Source organism: Pseudomonas guariconensis (assembly GCF_015680235.1).
Taxonomy (GTDB): domain Bacteria; phylum Pseudomonadota; class Gammaproteobacteria; order Pseudomonadales; family Pseudomonadaceae; genus Aquipseudomonas; species Aquipseudomonas guariconensis_A.
The window spans coordinates 211,734-229,923 of sequence record NZ_JADLJL010000005.1 but is presented as its reverse complement, the minus strand read 5'-3'; the positions used below and the strand labels follow the sequence as shown (position 1 = coordinate 229,923).

At 63.5% G+C, this 18,190-nt stretch carries 18 protein-coding genes; 11 read left to right on the top strand and 7 right to left on the bottom strand.

The genetic code is table 11. The features are described 5' to 3' along the window. Window positions 1-77 precede the first annotated feature (77 nt). Genes tcyN through tcyJ form a run of 3 tightly spaced genes read right to left on the bottom strand, consistent with a single transcriptional unit; the run spans window position 78 to window position 2,295 of the window. Window positions 78-833: an L-cystine ABC transporter ATP-binding protein TcyN gene (tcyN, locus tag IRZ56_RS06590; protein WP_196144205.1), complete on the bottom strand. Its 756-nt coding sequence runs from the start codon at window positions 831-833 to the stop codon at window positions 78-80. Window positions 834-835: 2 nt separating this feature from the next. Continuing rightward, entirely contained in the window at window positions 836-1,504 is a 669-nt protein-coding gene (gene tcyL, locus IRZ56_RS06585) for a cystine ABC transporter permease (protein WP_196144204.1), read from the bottom strand. Beyond that, window positions 1,501-2,295 carry a cystine ABC transporter substrate-binding protein gene (gene tcyJ, locus IRZ56_RS06580; protein ID WP_196144203.1) on the bottom strand — a complete coding sequence of 265 codons (795 nt, stop codon included), beginning with the start codon at window positions 2,293-2,295 and terminating at the stop codon, window positions 1,501-1,503. Before tcyJ ends, tcyL begins: the two co-directional genes overlap by 4 nt. Window positions 2,296-2,593: 298 nt before the next feature. Here tcyJ and epsC point away from each other — a divergent pair, with 298 nt between their 5' ends. Continuing rightward, window positions 2,594-3,526, top strand: coding sequence for a serine O-acetyltransferase EpsC (epsC, locus tag IRZ56_RS06575; protein ID WP_196144202.1), 933 nt, complete (start codon window positions 2,594-2,596; stop codon window positions 3,524-3,526). Between the two features lie 308 nt (window positions 3,527-3,834). Next, complete coding sequence (gene betT / locus IRZ56_RS06570; RefSeq protein ID WP_196144211.1) at window positions 3,835-5,796, top strand: choline transporter BetT; 1,962 nt, start codon at window positions 3,835-3,837, stop codon at window positions 5,794-5,796. Window positions 5,797-5,911: 115 nt separating this feature from the next. Here betT and tauD read toward each other — a convergent pair whose 3' ends face one another. The 4 genes from tauD to tauA all read right to left on the bottom strand — a co-directional run bounded on the left by tauD (window position 5,912) and on the right by tauA (window position 9,534). Beyond that, entirely contained in the window at window positions 5,912-6,745 is an 834-nt protein-coding gene (gene tauD / locus IRZ56_RS06565; RefSeq protein WP_196144201.1) for a taurine dioxygenase, read from the bottom strand. Between the two features lie 44 nt (window positions 6,746-6,789). Further along, window positions 6,790-7,629, bottom strand: coding sequence for a taurine ABC transporter permease TauC (gene tauC, locus IRZ56_RS06560; protein WP_196144200.1), 840 nt, complete (start codon window positions 7,627-7,629; stop codon window positions 6,790-6,792). Then, on the bottom strand, window positions 7,626-8,420 hold the full coding sequence (tauB, locus tag IRZ56_RS06555; RefSeq protein WP_196144199.1) for a taurine ABC transporter ATP-binding subunit: 795 nt from the start codon (window positions 8,418-8,420) through the stop codon (window positions 7,626-7,628). Before tauB ends, tauC begins: the two co-directional genes overlap by 4 nt. Before the next feature lie 142 nt (window positions 8,421-8,562). Continuing rightward, entirely contained in the window at window positions 8,563-9,534 is a 972-nt protein-coding gene (gene tauA, locus IRZ56_RS06550; RefSeq protein ID WP_196144198.1) for a taurine ABC transporter substrate-binding protein, read from the bottom strand. Window positions 9,535-10,030: 496 nt separating this feature from the next. Here tauA and IRZ56_RS06545 point away from each other — a divergent pair, with 496 nt between their 5' ends. From IRZ56_RS06545 to IRZ56_RS06505, 9 genes are all read left to right on the top strand, one after another. Next, the gene (locus tag IRZ56_RS06545) at window positions 10,031-11,359 is read left to right on the top strand and encodes an OprD family porin (protein ID WP_196144197.1); all 1,329 of its coding nucleotides are present in this window, start codon (window positions 10,031-10,033) and stop codon (window positions 11,357-11,359) included. A gap of 296 nt (window positions 11,360-11,655) precedes the next feature. Continuing rightward, window positions 11,656-12,294 (top strand): peroxiredoxin, encoded by a 639-nt coding sequence (locus tag IRZ56_RS06540; RefSeq protein WP_196144196.1) that lies wholly within the window; start codon window positions 11,656-11,658, stop codon window positions 12,292-12,294. Between the two features lie 665 nt (window positions 12,295-12,959). Beyond that, on the top strand, window positions 12,960-13,163 hold the full coding sequence (locus IRZ56_RS23120) for a DUF3077 domain-containing protein (RefSeq protein WP_230386072.1): 204 nt from the start codon (window positions 12,960-12,962) through the stop codon (window positions 13,161-13,163). Between the two features lie 273 nt (window positions 13,164-13,436). Further along, window positions 13,437-14,030 carry an NADPH-dependent FMN reductase gene (ssuE, locus tag IRZ56_RS06530; RefSeq protein WP_196144194.1) on the top strand — a complete coding sequence of 198 codons (594 nt, stop codon included), beginning with the start codon at window positions 13,437-13,439 and terminating at the stop codon, window positions 14,028-14,030. 93 nt (window positions 14,031-14,123) lie between these two features. Further along, the gene (locus IRZ56_RS06525; protein ID WP_196144193.1) at window positions 14,124-15,089 is read left to right on the top strand and encodes a sulfonate ABC transporter substrate-binding protein; all 966 of its coding nucleotides are present in this window, start codon (window positions 14,124-14,126) and stop codon (window positions 15,087-15,089) included. Between the two features lie 59 nt (window positions 15,090-15,148). Continuing rightward, window positions 15,149-16,297, top strand: a complete 1,149-nt coding sequence (gene ssuD, locus IRZ56_RS06520) for an FMNH2-dependent alkanesulfonate monooxygenase (protein ID WP_196144192.1) — start codon at window positions 15,149-15,151, stop codon at window positions 16,295-16,297. Window positions 16,298-16,307: 10 nt separating this feature from the next. Beyond that, window positions 16,308-17,108, top strand: a complete 801-nt coding sequence (gene ssuC, locus IRZ56_RS06515) for an aliphatic sulfonate ABC transporter permease SsuC (protein ID WP_196144191.1) — start codon at window positions 16,308-16,310, stop codon at window positions 17,106-17,108. Then, the gene (gene ssuB / locus IRZ56_RS06510; RefSeq protein WP_196144190.1) at window positions 17,105-17,917 is read left to right on the top strand and encodes an aliphatic sulfonates ABC transporter ATP-binding protein; all 813 of its coding nucleotides are present in this window, start codon (window positions 17,105-17,107) and stop codon (window positions 17,915-17,917) included. The genes ssuC and ssuB overlap by 4 nt, the downstream gene beginning before the upstream one ends. A gap of 31 nt (window positions 17,918-17,948) precedes the next feature. Continuing rightward, window positions 17,949-18,164: a TOBE domain-containing protein gene (locus IRZ56_RS06505; protein ID WP_003255829.1), complete on the top strand. Its 216-nt coding sequence runs from the start codon at window positions 17,949-17,951 to the stop codon at window positions 18,162-18,164. Window positions 18,165-18,190: the final 26 nt, after the last annotated feature.

Below are 18,190 nucleotides of genomic sequence, written 5' to 3'. Positions count from 1 at the left end.
GCTCCTACAGGGTTCGGCGCAGCCCTTGTGGGAGCCGGCTTGCCGGCGATTGCATCAGTCAGTGGAGCGTTGAAGTTTCAGCCTGCCGCTGTACCCAGGAACTTGCGCAGGAACTGCCGGGTACGCTCTTCCTTGGGGTTGGCGAACAGGGCCTTGGCCTCGCCCTGCTCCACGATCACGCCCTTGTCGAAGAAGATCACCCGGTTGGCCACGTCCCGGGCGAAGCTCATCTCGTGGGTGACGATGATCATGGTGCGCTTCTCCTCGGCAAGGCCGCGGATGGTCTCCAGCACCTCGCCGACCAGCTCGGGGTCGAGTGCCGAGGTCGGTTCGTCGAAGAGGATCACCTCCGGCTCCATGGCCAGGGCCCGGGCGATAGCCACCCGTTGCTGCTGCCCGCCGGACAGGCGCCGTGGGTAGGCGTCTTCCTTGCCGGCCAGGCCCACCTTGGCCAGCAGGCGTCGGCCCAGTTCGAGGGCCTTGTCGCGAGGCGTCTTCTTGACGATCACCGGCCCTTCGATGACGTTCTCCAACGCCGAGCGATGGGGGAACAGGTTGAAGTTCTGGAACACGAACCCGGCCTGCTGGCGCAAACGGCGGATCGACCCTTGCTGGCTGCCCAGCGGGCGGTTGGCGTCGATGCTGATGTCACCGATCTGGATGCGCCCGGCGTCGGGCGTCTCCAACAGGTTGAGGCAGCGCAGGAAGGTGGTCTTGCCCGAACCGCTGGGGCCGATGATGGCCACCACCTCGCCGGGCTGGACGGTCAGGTCGATGCCGTCGAGCACGGTGTGGCCCTTGAACTGCTTGGTCAGGCCTTGTACTGCGATCATCTTCAGTGCTCCTGGTCGTGCTGGTTGACCCGCGCTTCCATGCGGTTCTGGAAGTGCGCAAGGATGCTGCACAGCACCCAGTAGATCACGGCGACGGCCAGGTACATGGTGAAGACCTCGAAGGTCCGCGCGGTGATCAGCTGGGCCTGGCGGAACAGCTCCGGCACCTGGATGGTCGCCGCCAGGGCGGTGTCCTTGACCAGCGAGATGAAGCTGTTGCCCAACGGCGGCAAGGCGGTGCGCATGGCCTGGGGCAGGATCGCCCGGCGCATGGCTTGGGTGCGGGTCATGCCGATGCTGGCGGCGGCCTCCCACTGGCCGCGGTCGATCGAGGAGATCGCCGCGCGCAGGATTTCGCAGATGTACGCCGCCATGTTCAGCGACAGGCCGATCAGCGAGGCCGGTATCGGGTCGAGCTCGATACCGATCTGCGGCATGCCGAAATAGATCACGAACAGCTGCACCAGCAGCGGCGTGCCGCGGAAGAACGACACGTAGACCCGGGCCAGCCAGTCCAGCGGCAGGATCTTCGACAGGCGCATCAAGGCCAGGGCAAAGCCCAGGACCAGCCCGAAGAACATGCCGCCGACACTGAGCAGCACCGTGTAGCCAGCGCCCTTCAACAGGAAGGGCGTGGAGTCGATGACGAGTTGCAGGCTTTCAGCGATCATTTGGTGACATCGGCACCGAAGTATTTCTCGGACAGCTTGGCCAGGGAGCCATCGGCCTTGAGCTTGTCCAGCGCCTTGTTGATCGCCTCGAGCAGCTCAGGCTCGCCCTTGCGCAGGGCCACGCCCGATTCCAGGCGCGAGAAGGCCTCGCCGGCCAGTTGGGTGTCCTTGGCTTTCTGGGCGTACTCCAGGGCGGCCAGGCGGTCGATCAGGATGGCATCGATGCGGCCGTTGCGCAGGTCGGCGAACTTGCTCGGGTCGTCTTCGTAGGTGCGCACGTCCGCTTGCGGGACGTCTTTCTTCACCCACTGCTCGTAGTTGGTGCCCAGGCCCACGCCCACTTTCTTGCCGGCCAGGTCCTGCGCGGTCTTGATGTTCAGCTGCTCGGCCTTCTTCTTCAGGATCAGGGCCTGGATGCCGGAAATGGTGTAGGGCTCGGAGAAGTCGTACTTCTTCTTGCGCTCATCGGAGATGGTCACCTGGTTGACCACCACGTCCAGGCGCTTGGACTCGAGTGCCGCGAGGATGCCATCCCATTTGGTCGGCTGGATCTTGGCCTTGACGCCCAGCTCCTTGGCCAGAAGCTCGGAAAGCTCCACTTCGAAGCCGGCGAGCTTGCCGTCTTCGTCGACGAAGCTGAACGGCGGGTAAGTGCCTTCCAGGCCGATGCTGATGCTGCCTTTTTCCTGAATGGTCTTCAGCTGCTCGCCGGCGAAGGCCTGGCTGAACAGGCCGGTGCCCAGCAGAAAGGCAAGGCTGGCGTTGAGAAGTGGCTTGGTGAATCTGGTCATGGCTGGGCCCCGCGCTTGTTGTGGAAGTAGTGGGTGGCGACTATAGGGGTGGGCTTGTTAGGCCTGTAAATAATAAAAACTTATTTTGATATTTCTTTTTTGTGTTTTGTCGAGGGTTCGGCAGCCTTGAGGGTAGGCCAGGAATGCCAAGTTCGTCGTCTGCTTATACCCGACTTAGCGCAGGATGGAATAAAGCGTTGTTTTTTCCAAGAGACGGATTTGCCGTAGAGTGGATTGCACCGGTGGCGTCATTCCCCAAAGAGGCTTTTCCAACAAGCCGCCGAGCCAGGAGAACACCGTGAGCGAACATCCATCCACAGGCCGTTGGCAGCTGCAGGGTATCGTCAGTGACTTGCGCAGTGCCCGCGAACAATGGCGAACCCGCAACGGCCGCAGCTGCGGCGCGCAGGGCGGGCGCGAGCTACCGTCGCGCGAGGCCATGCGGCATATCCTCGAACAGTTGTGCGGGGCGTTGTTTCCCATGCGCTTGGGGCCGGTGGACCTGCGTGAAGAGAGCGAGGATTTCTACGTCGGCCACACGCTGGACGCCGCGCTGACGGCGCTATTGGCCCAGGCTCGCCTGGAACTGCGCTATGCCGCGCGCCAGGGCAAGGCCGAGGTGAAGGATGTCGACGCCCATGCCCTGAGTCTGATCCAAGGCTTCGCCGCCGCCTTGCCGGCAATGCGTGTGCTGCTCGACACCGACGTGCTGGCGGCCTACCAGGGCGACCCGGCGGCGCGCAGCGTCGACGAGGTGCTGCTGTGCTACCCCGGCATCCTGGCCATCATCCACCACCGTCTGGCCCACCACCTGTACCGGGCTGGCCTGCCACTGCTGGCGCGGATCAGTTCGGAGCTGGCCCATTCGGCCACCGGCATCGATATCCACCCTGGCGCGCAGATCGGCCCGAGCTTCTTCATCGACCATGGCACGGGCGTCGTGATCGGCGAGACGGCGATCATTGGCGAGCGGGTGCGCATCTACCAGGCGGTGACCCTGGGCGCCAAGCGCTTCCCGGCGGACGAGACCGGCATGCTGCACAAGGGCGAGCCGCGCCACCCGATCGTCGAGGACGATGTGGTGATCTATGCCGGCGCGACCATCCTGGGCCGCATCACCATCGGCAAGGGTTCGACCATCGGCGGCAATGTCTGGCTGACCCGCAGTGTGCCGGCCGAGAGCAACATCACCCAGGCTAATCTGCAACTGGAGTGCGAGGGGCAAAAGTAAGCCTGGGCCTCACGGGTTGGCTGTGCCGGCGCAATCGCAGGACAAGCCCCACAGAGAACAACGCACCGCTGTGGGAGCGGGCTTGTCCCGCGGTTGCGCCTTGAGGTTCAACGGTCGGGCAAGGTCGCATTGAACGCCGATCCATGTTTAACTTGAACGCTTGTTCAAAGTAAAACGCTGGTCCATTGCCGGTGTTCAACAGGAGGATCCCCTTTGCTGAACCCGTTCAATCCGAACCTTTCACCGCTTCACGAGGTGCACGCCTCATGAGTGCACCGACTCCATCCCTTGCCAATGGCAAGATCCGCATGAACCCCCCGGTGTTCTATTTCGCGGCAAGCTTCATCCTCATCTTCGGCCTGGTGGTCATCGCCAACCCCACCGCGGCAGGCGAGTGGCTGCTCGCGGCGCAGAACTGGGCGGCCAATACCGTGGGCTGGTACTACATGCTGGCCATGACCCTGTACCTGGTCTTCGTGGTGGTCACCGCCTTGTCCGGCTACGGCAAGATCAAGCTCGGTGCCGACCACGACGAGCCCGAGTTCAGCTACCTGTCCTGGGCCGGCATGCTGTTCGCCGCCGGCATCAGCATCACCCTGTTCTTCTTCTGCGTCTCCGAACCGTTGACCCACATGATGCAGCCGCCCCAGGGCGAAGGCGGCACGGTGGAAGCCGGGCGCCAGGCGATGGAGCTGCTGTTCCTGCACTGGGGCCTGCATGGCTGGGGCGTGTTCGCCTTCGTCGGCATGGCCCTGGCCTACTTCGCCTACCGGCACAACCTGCCGCTGGCGCTGCGTTCGGCCCTGTATCCACTGATCGGCAAACGCATCAACGGCCCGATCGGCTATGCGGTGGACGGCTTCGGCATCATCGCCACGGTGTTCGGCCTGGGCGCCGACATGGGCTTTGGCGTACTGCACTTGAACGCGGGCCTGGATTACCTGTTCGGCATCAGCCACAGCCAGTGGGTGCAGGTGATCCTGATCACCCTGATGATGGGCGCTGCGGTGGCCGTGGCGGTCGCCGGGGTGGAGAAGGGCGTGCGGGTGATGAGCGACATCAACCTGTTCCTGGCCTGTGCGCTGCTCTTGTTCGTGTTGTTCGCAGGCCCTACCCAGCACCTGTTCAACACCCTGATCCAGAACCTGGGCGATTACCTCGGCGCCTTGCCGCGCAAGACCTTCGATGTGTATGCCTACGGCGAGAACCGCGACTGGCTGGGCGGCTGGACCGTGTTCTACTGGGCCTGGTGGATCGCTTGGGCGCCGTTCGTTGGCCTGTTCATCGCGCGAATCTCCCGTGGCCGTACCATCCGTGAGTTCGTCTTCGGCGTGCTGCTCATTCCGCTGGGCTTCACCCTGGCGTGGATGTCGATCTTCGGCAACAGCGCCATGACCCAGGTGCTCGATCACGGCCTGACCGCCCTCGGAACATCGGCCCTGGAAAACCCAGCGATGAGCCTGTACCTGCTGCTGGAAACCTACCCGTGGAGCAAGACGGTGATCGCGGTGACGGTGTTCATCAGCTTCGTGTTCTTCGTCACCTCCGCCGACTCCGGCACCGTCGTGCTCTCGACCCTGTCGGCCAAGGGGGGCGAGGCCGACGAGGACGGCCCGAACTGGCTGCGCATCTTCTGGGGGGCGATGACCGCGCTGGTGACCATCGGCCTGTTGTTCGCCGGCAGCATCGACTCGCTCAAATCGGCGGTGGTGCTGACCTCGCTGCCGTTCTCGCTGATCCTGTTGTGCATGATGTGGGGGCTGCACAAGGCGTTCTACCTGGAATCCCAGCGGCAGATCGCGCAGATGCATTCCCTGGCGCCGTTCGCCGTGTCGCGCCGCGGCCGCGGTGGCTGGCGCCAACGCCTGAGCCAGGCGGTGCACTTCCCGTCGCGCGACGAGGTGTACCGTTTCATGGACGATGTGATCCGCCCGGCCATCGGCGAGGTGAGCGAGGTGTTCATGCAAAAGGGCGTGAACGTGATCACCCAGGACGACCCCAGCCATGACAACGTCAGCCTGAAGATCGGCCTGGGCGAGGAACAGCCGTTCATCTACCAAGTGCAGATGCGCGGCTACTTCACCCCCTCGTTCGCCTTGGGCGGGCTGGGTACCCAGGAGTTGAAGAACCGCCGTTACTACCGTGCCGAGGTGCATCTGTCCGAGGGTAGCCAGAACTACGACCTGGTGGGCTACAGCAAGGAGCAGATCATCAACGACATCCTCGACCAGTACGAGCGGCACATGCAGTTCCTGCATCTGGTCCGCTAGTTCAATCCCCGGCAAGCCGGCTCCCCCAGGTACATCGGTGTTCCTAAGAGCAGCGCAGATCAGGTGGGAGCCGGCTTGCCGGCGATTCGAGGCCGAAGGCCTCGCGTGCTAATCTTCAGAACGGCGCATCCCCCAGGATGGTCGCCCGATGCATCACCCGCCGGTTCGGCCGGTAGTCATCCACTGCGAAATGCTGGGTCACCCGGTTGTCCCAGAACGCCACGTCGTTCTCCTGCCATCTCCAGCGGATGCTGAACTCAGGCCGCGTCGAGTGGGCGAACAGCAGCTTGAGCAACGCCTCGCTTTCCAGCTCGTTCAGTTCGTTGATTCGCGTCGTGAAACCCTCATTGACGAACAATGCCTTGCGCCCGCTGACCGGGTGGGTACGCACCACTGGGTGCGACAGCGGCGGGTTGTTGCGTCGGGTCTCTTCCCAGCGCGCCAGGTCCTGCGGTGTGGTGCCAAAGCGCTCCAGCGGGAAGGACTTGGTGAAGTCATGGGTCGCGGTGAGGCCGTCGAGCATGTCCCGCAGCGGCGCCGACAGCGCCTCGAAGGCCGCGGTGCCGCTGGCCCACAGGGTATCGCCACCGAAGGCCGGCAGTTGCTTGGCGCTGAGCACCGCGCCCAGGGCCGGCGTTGGCAGGAAGGTCACGTCGGTGTGCCACACGGCGTTGTCGCGCACATCGGTGACCGCCGTGTCCAGGATCAATACCTGGGGCGTTTCCGGCACGTTGGGGTAGATAGGGTGGATGTGCAGGTCGCCGAACTGCGCCGCGAACCTGGCCTGCTGCGCAGGTGTGATCGGTTGGTCGCGCAAGAACAGCACCTGGTGCCTGAGCAGCGCCTGCTCGATGGCGTCGCGTTGCTCGAGGGTGATGTCGCGGCTCAGGTCCACGCCGCTGATCTGGGCGCCGAGCGCAGGGCTCAGGGGAGTGATGGTCAGGCTCATGTCGGTCTCGTTCTTGAATTCAAGGCGCCGGGCTGCCGGCGTGGTCAGTGACTCTGCCCATGCCAGGGCACCAGCTTGCGTTGCAGGGCGCGCAGGCCCATCTCCAGGGCGAAGGCGATCAGCGCTATCAGCAGGATGCCCAGCACCACCACGTCGGTGACTAGAAACTGTGCGGCTGACTGCACCATGAAGCCCAGGCCGCTGGTGGCGGCGATCAGTTCGGCGGCCACCAGGGTCGACCAACCGACCCCCAGGCCGATGCGGATACCGGTCAGGATGTCGGGCAGCGCGCTGGGCAGGATCACGTGGCGAACCAGCTGGGCCCGGGTTGCCCCCAGGGACTGCGCAGCGCGCAGCTTGGCCGGATCGACCGTGCGCACACCGGTGGCGGTGGCGATGGCGATCGGGGCGAAGATGGCCAGGTAGATCAGCAGCACCTTCGACAGCTCGCCGATGCCGCACCAGATCACGATCAGCGGCAGGTAGGCCAGCGGCGGGATCGGTCGGTAGAACTCGATCAGCGGGTCGAAGATGCCCCGGGCCACACGGTTGTGGCCGATGGCGATGCCGATCGGAATGGCACTGAGGATAGCTGCAGCCAACGCCAGGCCGATGCGCCCGAGGCTGGCCCCCAAGTGCTGCCAGAGGCTGGCGTCCATGTAGCCCTGGGTGAGCAGGGCCCAGGCCTTGGCCAAGATATCGGCGGGCGAGGGCAGGAACAGCGGCTCGATCCAGCCGGCCGAGGTCACCAGCCACCAGGCCAGCAACAGGGTGGCGAGGGTCAGGGCGCTGATCCAGCGGGTGGGCAGTGGGGGGCGTGCCTTCGGGGTGACGTGTGGCCGGGCGACAGGCTTGTCGCTGACCGGCAGGTCCAGGCTGCTCATGCGGTCTCCTGCCGGCGGGCGGCTTCGCGTTGGGAAAACACCCGCGCCAGTACGTGCTCGCGGGTTTCGATGAAACCTGGGTCGGACTTGATCGCCCGGGCCGACTCGCCGGTGGCGTAGCGCTGGCCGAAATCCAGTTGCAGGCGCTCGACCACTCGCCCTGGGTTGGGGGCCAGCAATACCAGTTCGCTGGCCAGGAACACGGCTTCCTCGATGTCGTGGGTGATCAGGAACACCGGCTTGGCGGTGCGCTGCCAGACCTGCAGCAGCAACTTTTGCATCTGCTCGCGGGTGAAGGCGTCGAGGGCGCCGAAGGGTTCGTCCATCAACAGCACCCGTGGGTCTGCCGCCAGCGCCCGGGCCAGGCCTACGCGTTGTTTCTGGCCGCCGGACAGTTGCCAGATGCGACGGTCGCCGAAACCCGCGAGGTCGACCAACGCCAGCAGTTCGCGGGCCTTGGCTTCACGCTGGGCGCGGGGCACGCCGGCCAGTTCCAGGCCGAAGGCGACATTGCCCAGCACGTCCTGCCAGGGCAGCAGGGCATCGTCCTGGAACACCACGCCGCGCTCAGCGCCGGGGCCTTCGACCGGCTTGCCGTCAAGGGTGATGCGGCCTGCGCTGGGGGCGACGAAGCCGGCGATCAGGTTGAGCAGCGAGGTCTTGCCGCTGCCGGAAGGGCCCAGGGCCACCAGCAACTGGCGCGGCCCGAGGCTCAGATTGATGTCGGCCAGCACCGGGGCATCGGTGCCGGGATACTGTGCGCTGATGCGCTCCAGTTCGAGCAAGGCCATGGCAGGCTCCGTCGTGAAGAGTGCTGTTGATCAGGGCCGCTGAGCGTCCAAATCGCTGGGCAAGCCCGCTCCCACAGGTTTTGCGGTGATCTTTGTAGGAGCGGGCTTGTCCCGCGATTGGGGCGCGCAGCGGCCCCCTTGTTCAGTTGGGTAGGTATTGCGCGCTGACGTATGGCGAGTAATCCGGCAGCACCGCCTCGACCTTGCCCTGCTGCTTGAGGAAGGTGGCCGTGTCGGTCAGCGCCTGGGTGGTCGGCGCGCCCAAGGCGCTGGCCTGATCGGCCGCCAGCGGGTACACGTTGCCCTGCAGCAGTACCGGAATATCCGCAGGCTTGGCACCCGACAGCTTGGCCAGCTTGCTGACGTTGTCCGGGTTGGCCAGCCAGGCGTTCGGGTCCCTGCGGTAGTCGGCGTAGGCGTCGAGGGTGACCTTGGCGAACGACTTGACGATGTCTGGGTGCTTGGCGGCGAAGTCCTTGCGCACGATCCAGGCGTCGAAGGTCGGCGCGCCCTTGCTGGCCAGCTCGCCGGAAGTGATCAGCACCTTGCCGTTTTCCTTGGCCACGCCCAGGGCAGGGTCCCAGACGTAGGTGGCATCGATGTCACCACGCTTCCAGGCAGCAATGATCGCTGGCGGTGCGAGGTTGAGGATCTGCACCTTGGCCGGGTCGATGTTCCACTGCTTGAGCGCCGCCAGCAGGCTGTAGTGCCCGGTGGACACGAACGGCACGGCGACTTTCTTGCCGACCAGGTCTTGCGGGGTCTTGATGCTGTCGCGAGCCACCAGCGCCTCGCCAGCGCCGATCTGCGTGGCGATCAGGAAGGTTTCCACCGGCAGCTTGCGGGTGGCGGCCGCGGCCAGGGGGCTGGAACCCAGGTAGCCGATCTGCACATCGCCGGAGGCGACGGCGGTGATCACATCGGCACCGTTATCGAATTTGCGCCAGTCGATGCTGGCTTGGCTGGCCTTCTGGTAGGTGCCGTCCACCTGGGCGACCTTGGCCGGGTCGACGGTGGTCTGGTAGGCCACCGTCAGGTCGGCGGCCTGGGCCAGCCAGCTGGTGCCGGCGAGGGTCAGGGCGGCGAACAGGCGCAGCGGAGTGTGCGGGGTCATGGATGAACTCCTCGTCAGGCAAATGGACTCGATGACGAAAAGGCTAATTGATCTAAGAAATCAAAAATAAATAACTTTTAAGCATTAGCTTAGGAGCCAAATGAAGCGAACCCAGGTGTCGCTGAGCGAGCGCGATGGCGAAATCCTGACCACCTGCTAGGCTTTTTCGATTTTTGCGGGGGGTCGAAGGCGCTTGAAAGCAAACGTTTGCACATAACCTAAAGGAATGGTCAGGCATGACCGATACAACTTTTGGCTGTAAAGGTTCCTAAGATATTCCCTAAAAGTCTTAGAAATTCATAAAACAGTCATTTTGGATTTATAGGATTGTCATTATCCTGTTTGCGCAGACGGCGTCTTAGACCTTAGTCGCGAAACGGTTTGTAACGATTGACTTGGCGGTCGTGGGTTGGTGCTAAATCGGCCAATCCTGGTGAGCGGGGCACAGACCCTGCCACCTGAGACGCATAAAAATTAGAACGTAGAGGAGCAAAACATGTACAAGTCCAGCCTGGCTCTGGCCGTGGCACTGGGGGTTCTCGCCCAACAAGCAGGTGCTGCAGGGTTCGTCGAGGACAGCAAGCTGTCCCTTAGCTCGCGTACCATGTACTTCAATAACGACAACCGTGACGGTAGTCGCGACAACCGTGAATCGGGTCAGGGCTTCAAACTTGACTACCTGTCCGGTTTCACCGAAGGCACCGTTGGTTTCGGTGTTGATGTCCAGGCCCTGTGGGGTATTCACCTGGATGGTGGCAAAGGTCATCACCCGAACACCAGCACCTTCTTCCCAAGCGATACTGACGGTTCTGCGGTAGGCCAATGGGCTCGTATCGGTGGTAACGCGAAGGCACGCTTCTCCAAGACCGAGGCCCACTTCGGTAGCGCCTTGGCGCCGAACCTGCCGATCCTGGTATCCAACGACGGCCGTCTGCTACCGCAAACCTTCGAAGGTGGCACCATCACCTCGAAGGAAATCGACAACCTGACCATTAATGCCGGTCAGCTGACCCATGCGATGGGTCGTGCTTCGAGCAACCGCACTGGCCTGTCCGTGGCGGGTGGTACCCAGGACAGCAACAAGTTCCGCTATGGCGGCTTGGACTACAAGCTGACCAAAGATCTGACCCTGCAGTACTACTACTCGAACCTGGAAGACTACTACAAGCAGCACTTCCTTGGTCTGACCCACGTTTACCAGATCGACCAGGACCAGTCGTTCAAGACCGACCTGCGCTACTTCGATAGCAGCAAGGATGGCAAGAACGGCAATGCCGACCACTTCTTCGATAACAACAAAGGTTATGCGAAGAACGCAGGCGAAGTGGACAACAAGACTTGGTCTGCCATCTTCACCTATACCTTGGGCGGTCACTCGTTCCTGCTCGGCCACCAACAGATCAGCGATGATGGCGGCTTTGTCTGGTTGAACCAGGGCAGCGTGGTCGACGGCAATGGCCGCAACGAAGGCGCGGGTGGTTCGAGCTTCTATCTGTTCACCGATAGCATGATCAACCAGTTCGCCAAGGCGGGAGAGAACACCACCTTCGGTCAGTACGCCTATGACTTCGCCCGTCTGGGTGTACCTGGCCTGAAGGCGTCGGTCTCCTATCTGCGTGGTGACGATATTCGCTATACCTCTGGTCATGGCACCTACAAAGAGTGGGAACGTGATGCGCGTATCGACTACGTCATCCAGGAAGGCCCGCTCAAAGGGTTGGGCGCCAGCCTGCGCCATGGTGTCTATCGTGGCGAAGGCAGCGAAGCCTCGCCTGACCAGGATCAGACCCGTCTGATCTTCAACTACACTTACAACTTCCTGTAAGCCGTAGTCGAAGAAGCCTCGCCTCGGGCGTGATGTCCGACTGGGGCCGCTACGCGCCCCATCGCGGGGCAAGCCCGCTCCTACAAGGCCGGTGTACGCCATCCCCTGTAGGAGCGGGCTGGCCCCGAGATGGGCTGCAGAGCAGCCCCAATCGGGCATTACGCCTAGCGCGAGGTTTTTTTCGTCCGTCATTTGATATGGCTATAGGTTATAAATAAATCATTATTTATTCTTTTTATTTTTATGCGAACACAGGCACATTGAACCCATAGATCACACAGCACAGGAGCCCACCCATGAGCCTGAAACTCGGCGACATCGCCCCCGATTTCGAACAGGATTCCAGCGTCGGCAAGATCCGTTTCCACCAATGGCTGGGCGACAGCTGGGGCGTGCTGTTCTCTCACCCGGCCGACTTCACCCCGGTGTGCACCACCGAACTGGGCCTGACCGCCAAGCTCAAGGACGAATTCGCCAAGCGCGGCGTCAAGGCCATCGCCCTGTCGGTGGACCCGGTCGACTCGCACACCCGCTGGATCGACGACATCAACGAGACCCAGAACACCGTGGTCAACTTCCCGATCCTCGCCGACGCAGACCGCAAGGTTTCCGACCTGTACGACCTGATCCACCCCAACGCCAGCGACACCCTGACGGTGCGCTCGCTGTTCGTCATCGACCCGAACAAGAAAGTGCGCCTGACCATCACCTATCCGGCCAGCACTGGGCGCAACTTCAATGAAATCCTGCGGGTGATCGACTCACTGCAATTGACCGACAACCACAAAGTGGCCACGCCAGCGAACTGGCAGGATGGCGATGAGGTGGTGATCGTGCCGTCGCTCAAGGACGAGGACGAAATCAAGCAGCGCTTCCCCAAAGGGTACCGGGCAGTCAAACCCTACCTGCGCCTGACCCCGCAGCCGAATCGTTAGGGTCCTTCGTTGCAATGCTCTTGCCATAGCAGGGATTTTGGGCCGTTTCGACGGCCCTTTTTTATGCCTGGGCGATTTGCGTTCCTGGGCGATTTGCGTTGGCTATACCGGCCCAATCGCCGGCAAGCCGGCTCCCACAGGTTCACCGCTGCTCTTGAGCTCTTGTGGGAGCCGGTCTTGCCGGCGATGGCTGCAAAGCATCCCCCGCGAACTCGGCTGTGTCAGACATTTCCGAACCTGAAACCAAATGCTTCAGCTTGCTGCAATTAGCGAACTATCCTACGTGCCTGCCGGAAGCCGCCTCATTGTTGGGGGAATACCCCGGGGATAACTTCACCGGGTCGTCACATTTGGCGACTGGGTGTGAGAACCCGATAGCGTAAAGAGCTGGCCTTCCTGTTATGGCAGCCGTGTCCGGGCAGACTTCGGTCTGGCCGAGTTTCTCTTGCGCCTCGGTTTCTCACCCCGTGTGCACGGCTGCCACCCTTGTCTCGTGAGAAAGACCCTGGCGGTAGCGACTTTCCAATCGCGCAGAGAACTTGATCATGAAAAAAATCGTTCCCGACCCACCCCCGCTTAGATTCCCTGACCCTTCCACCGACATTCCCGCCGACGCTCCGAACAACCCCCCACCCTCTTGGAAGACCGCAGGCGTCCAGACCTGCCTGGACCTGTATTGCATCCAACCCGGCATCCCGTTCCAACAGGCGTTCGACGAGCTTTCCGTATTGCTGGGGTGTATTCGCCACCTGGCCTGTGAGGCCGAAATGGAAGGTGATCGGATTGCGGGCAGCACGACCCGGATCCTCAGTGCGATGGCCAAGGCGCTGATCGACGACATGGAGATTGGGATGAGTCGCAGGGCCTAGGGGCCGCTTTGCGGCCCTTTCTCGGCACAAGGCCGCTCCTACAGCGGCCAATGTCGCCGATCCCCTGTTGGGGCCAGCGTACGCCGATCCCTGTAGGAGCGGCCTTGTGCCGCGAAGGGCTGCAAAGCAGCCCCAGAAACAACGAAATAAAAATGGCATAAGCAAATGAAAAAATATGATTTCTAGCTATATGTGACAGCCTGTTAATGTCGATTCCATTCCAACGAGGCCACTCCCTCGTGGCCTTGCAAACGAATCGAAGGAAGCGTTTTCATGCTGGTTGTTTCTCTTGGCGGTAGCCCCAGTACCCGTTCACGCTCCGGCGTGCTGCTCGAGCGTTCGCGCCAATGGCTACAGGACCGTGGTGTAGAAGTGGTGACGTTCCAGGTGCGTGAATTCCCCGCCGAGGACCTGCTCCATGCACGCTTCGACAGCCCGCAGGTAAAGCATTTCAACGAACTGGTCGCCCAGGCCGATGGCCTGGTGGTCGCCACCCCGGTGTACAAGGCGTCCTTCGCCGGCGCCCTTAAGACCTTGCTCGACCTGCTGCCTGAGCGCGCCCTGGAGCACAAGGTCGTGCTGCCCATCGCCACCGGCGGCAGCATCGCCCACATGCTGGCGGTGGATTACGCACTCAAACCGGTACTGTCTGCACTCAAGGCGCAGGAGACCCTGCAAGGGATCTTCGCCGACGACAGCCAGATCGCCTATGGCGAGCACGGCAGGCCCGCACAGCTGGCCGAGGCGCTGCAAGCGCGTCTGCTCGATTCGCTGGAACTGTTCCACAGCGCCCTGGCCCGCCGCCCCAAACCCGTGCCGCCAGGCGTGCTCAACGAACGTTTGCTCACGGCTCGCTGGAGCATCTGAGCCCCCTTTACCGCTTCATCGTTTTCCCACCTTACTCGCCCGCCAACGAGGCAAGCAGGTGCAACCCGAACCCAACTCGCACAGGAGAGCGCCATGCGCACAGTCTTCTTGCGTCGTGGTCTGGTCGCCCTGTTCGCGGCGGCTGTGTCCTTCGGCGCCATCAGCCAGGCCCAGGCCGAAAGCCTGCGTATCGGTTACCAGAAATACGGCACGCTGGTGCTGCTCAAGGCCAAGGGCACGTTGGAAAAACGTCTGGCCGAGCAGGGCATCCAGGTCCAGTGGACCGAGTTCCCCGGCGGCCCGCAGCTGCTCGAAGGGCTGAATGTCGGCTCGATCGACTTCGGTGTCACCGGCGAAACACCGCCGGTATTCGCCCAGGCTGCCGGCGCCGACCTGCTCTACGTGGCTTATGAGCCGCCAGCCCCGCACAGCGAGGCGATCCTGGTGCCCAAGGGCTCGCCGATCCAGTCGGTGAAGGAGCTCAAGGGCAAGAAGGTCGCCTTCAACAAAGGCTCCAACGTGCACTATCTGTTGGTCCGCGCCCTGGAAGATGCGGGCTTGAAATACAGCGACATCCAGCCGGTGTACCTGCCGCCGGCCGATGCCCGCGCCGCCTTCGAACGCGGCAGCGTCGACGCCTGGGTGATCTGGGACCCGTACCAGGCTGCCGCCGAACAGCAGTTGCAGGCGCGCACCCTGCGTGACGGCAAGGGCCTGGTAGACAACCACCAGTTCTACTTGGCCACGCGCCAATACGCCACGGACCATCCGGCCGTGATCCAGACCCTGGTCGATGAGGTGCGTGGCATCGGCCAATGGTCCCAGGCCAACCCGCAAGTGGTCACCGAACAGGTGGCGCCGCTGCTCGGGCTGCCGGCCGACATCGTTCTCACCTCGGTCAAGCGCCAGGGTTTCGGTGCCACGCCGCTGACGCCCGAGGTGATCGCCGCACAGCAGAAGATCGCCGACACCTTCAAGGCCCTGAAGCTGATCCCCAAGCCCTTGAGCATCAAGGACGTGATCTGGACTCCCCCCGCCAAGGTCGCCAGCGCGCCTTGACCGATTCGCCAGCGCCGGGGCGCCCCCCGGCTCGAGCCAACCTTGAGGAGACAACTCCAATGAGCCTGAACATCTTCTGGTTCCTCCCGACCCACGGTGACGGCAAGTACCTGGGCACCACCGACGGCGCCCGGGCGGTCGACCACGGCTACCTGCAGCAGATCGCCCAGGCCGCCGACCGCCTCGGCTTCGGTGGCGTGCTGATTCCCACCGGGCGTTCCTGCGAGGACTCTTGGCTGGTGGCGGCGTCGCTGATTCCGGTGACCCAGCGCCTGAAGTTCCTGGTGGCCCTGCGCCCCGGCATCATTTCGCCGACCGTGGCGGCGCGCCAGGCCGCCACCCTCGATCGCCTGTCCAATGGCCGGGCGCTGTTCAACCTGGTGACCGGCGGCGACCCGGACGAGTTGGCCGGCGATGGCCTGCACCTGGACCACCAGGCGCGCTACGAGGCCTCCGTGGAATTCACCCGCATCTGGCGCAAGGTGCTGGAAGGCGAGGTAGTCGACTACGACGGCAAGCACATCCAGGTCAAGGGCGCCAAGCTGCTCTACCCGCCGATCCAGCAGCCGCGCCCGCCGCTGTATTTCGGCGGCTCTTCCGATGCGGCCCAGGACTTGGCCGCCGAACAGGTCGAGCTGTATCTGACCTGGGGCGAACCGCCCGCCGCGGTGGCCGAGAAGATCGCCCAGGTACGCCAGAAAGCCGCCGCCCAGGGGCGAGAGGTGCGCTTCGGCATCCGTCTGCACGTGATCGTACGTGAAACCAACGCAGAAGCCTGGGCGGCTGCCGACAAACTCATCTCGCACCTGGACGACGACACCATCGCCCGTGCCCAGGCGTCCCTGGCGCGCTTCGATTCGGTAGGCCAGCAGCGCATGGCCGCCTTGCACGGCGGCAAGCGCGACAAGCTCGAAGTCAGCCCCAACCTGTGGGCCGGCGTCGGCCTGGTACGTGGCGGCGCCGGTACCGCGTTGGTGGGCGATGGCCCAACCGTGGCGGCCCGGGTCAAGGAATACGCGGACCTGGGCATCGACACCTTCATCTTCTCCGGTTACCCGCACCTGGAGGAGTCGTACCGAGTCGCCGAGCTGCTGTTCCCGCACCTGGACGTGCAACGCCCAGAACAGCCCAGCGGCGGCGGCTATGTAAGCCCGTTCGGCGAAATGGTCGCCAACGACATCCTGCCCAAATCCGTGGCGCAGCGCTGAGGGGCAGGTCATGAGTCATGCAATTTCTGCCTCAGCCTGGCCGAAGCGCCTGGCGCCCTGGGCCCTGCCGTTGCTGTTGCTGGCGGTGTGGCAGCTGGCAGTTGCCAGTGGCTGGCTGTCGACCCGCATCCTGCCGGCGCCGAGCGCGGTGTTCAGCGCCGGCGTCGAGCTGGTACGCAGCGGCGAGATCTGGACGCACCTGGCCATCAGCGGTTGGCGCGCAGCCCTGGGCTTTGCGATCGGCGGCAGCATCGGCTTGGTGCTGGGCTTCATCACGGGCCTGTCGAAGTGGGGCGAGCGCCTGCTCGACAGCTCGGTGCAGATGATCCGCAACGTGCCGCACCTGGCGCTGATCCCGCTGGTGATCCTGTGGTTCGGCATCGATGAGTCGGCGAAGGTCTTCCTGGTGGCCTTGGGCACCCTGTTCCCGATCTACCTCAACACCTACCACGGCATCCGCAATGTCGACCCGGCCCTGGTGGAGATGGCGCGCAGTTATGGTCTTTCGGGTTTCAGCCTGTTCCGCCAGGTGATCCTGCCGGGAGCGTTGCCCTCGATCCTGGTGGGCGTGCGCTTCGCCCTGGGCTTCATGTGGCTGACGCTGATCGTCGCCGAGACCATCTCGGCCAATTCGGGTATCGGCTACCTGGCGATGAACGCACGGGAATTCCTGCAGACCGACGTGGTGGTGCTGGCCATTGTCCTGTACGCCGTGCTCGGCAAGCTCGCAGACCTGGCCGCCCGTGGCCTGGAGCGTGTCTGGCTGCGCTGGCACCCGGCTTATCAAGCGGCGAAGAAGGAGGGCGCATGACCGTGCTCAAGGAACAACCGCCGCGCCTGCTGCGCGGCATCCCCCTGGCGGCCCAAGGCTTGCGCAAGGCCTTTGGCCAGCGCGAGGTGCTGCGGGGCATCGACCTGCACATCCCGGCAGGGCAGTTCGTGGCCGTCGTCGGCCGCAGCGGCTGCGGCAAGAGCACCTTGCTGCGCTTGTTGGCCGGCCTCGACCAGCCCAGTGCCGGCCAGTTGCTCGGCGGCGCCGCGCCGCTTTCACAGGCGCGCGAAGACACGCGCCTGATGTTCCAGGACGCACGCCTGCTGCCCTGGAAGAAGGTGATCGACAACGTCGGCCTGGGGCTTTCCGGCAATTGGCGCCCTGATGCGCTGCAAGCGCTGGAGGCCGTGGGGCTGGCTGAACGAGCCAACGATTGGCCGGCTGCGCTGTCTGGAGGGCAGAAGCAGCGGGTGGCCCTGGCCCGTGCGCTGATCCACAAACCGCGCCTGCTGTTGCTGGACGAGCCGCTGGGTGCGCTGGACGCGCTGACCCGGATCGAGATGCAGCAACTGATCGAGCGCCTGTGGCGCGAGCACGGTTTCACCGTGTTGCTGGTCACCCATGACGTCAACGAAGCGGTTGCCGTGGCCGATCGGGTGATCCTGATCGAGGACGGCGCCGTGGGCCTGGACCTGGCCGTCGACCTGCCTCGGCCACGCTCGCGGGGCTCCCATCGCCTGGCGGCGCTGGAAAGCGAAGTGCTCGACCGTGTTCTTGCCGTGCCGGGCACGCCGCCCGAGCCGGAACCTGTAGCCCCTTTGCCCACGCAGTTGCGTTGGGCGCATTGAACCCCTGAAGCCATCGAGAAGGAATCAAGCCATGACCATCAAAGCCATCAACGTACGCAACCAGTTCAAAGGCACCGTGAAGGAAATCCTCGAAGGGCCGGTACTGTCGGAAATCGACGTGCAGACCGCCTCCGGCATCGTCACCTCGGTGATCACCACCCGCTCGGTGCGTGAGCTGGAGTTGCAGGTAGGGAGCGAGGTGATTGCCTTCGTCAAATCGACCGAGGTATCCATCGCCAAGCTCTGATACAGGATGCCCGGGCCTTCTGCTGG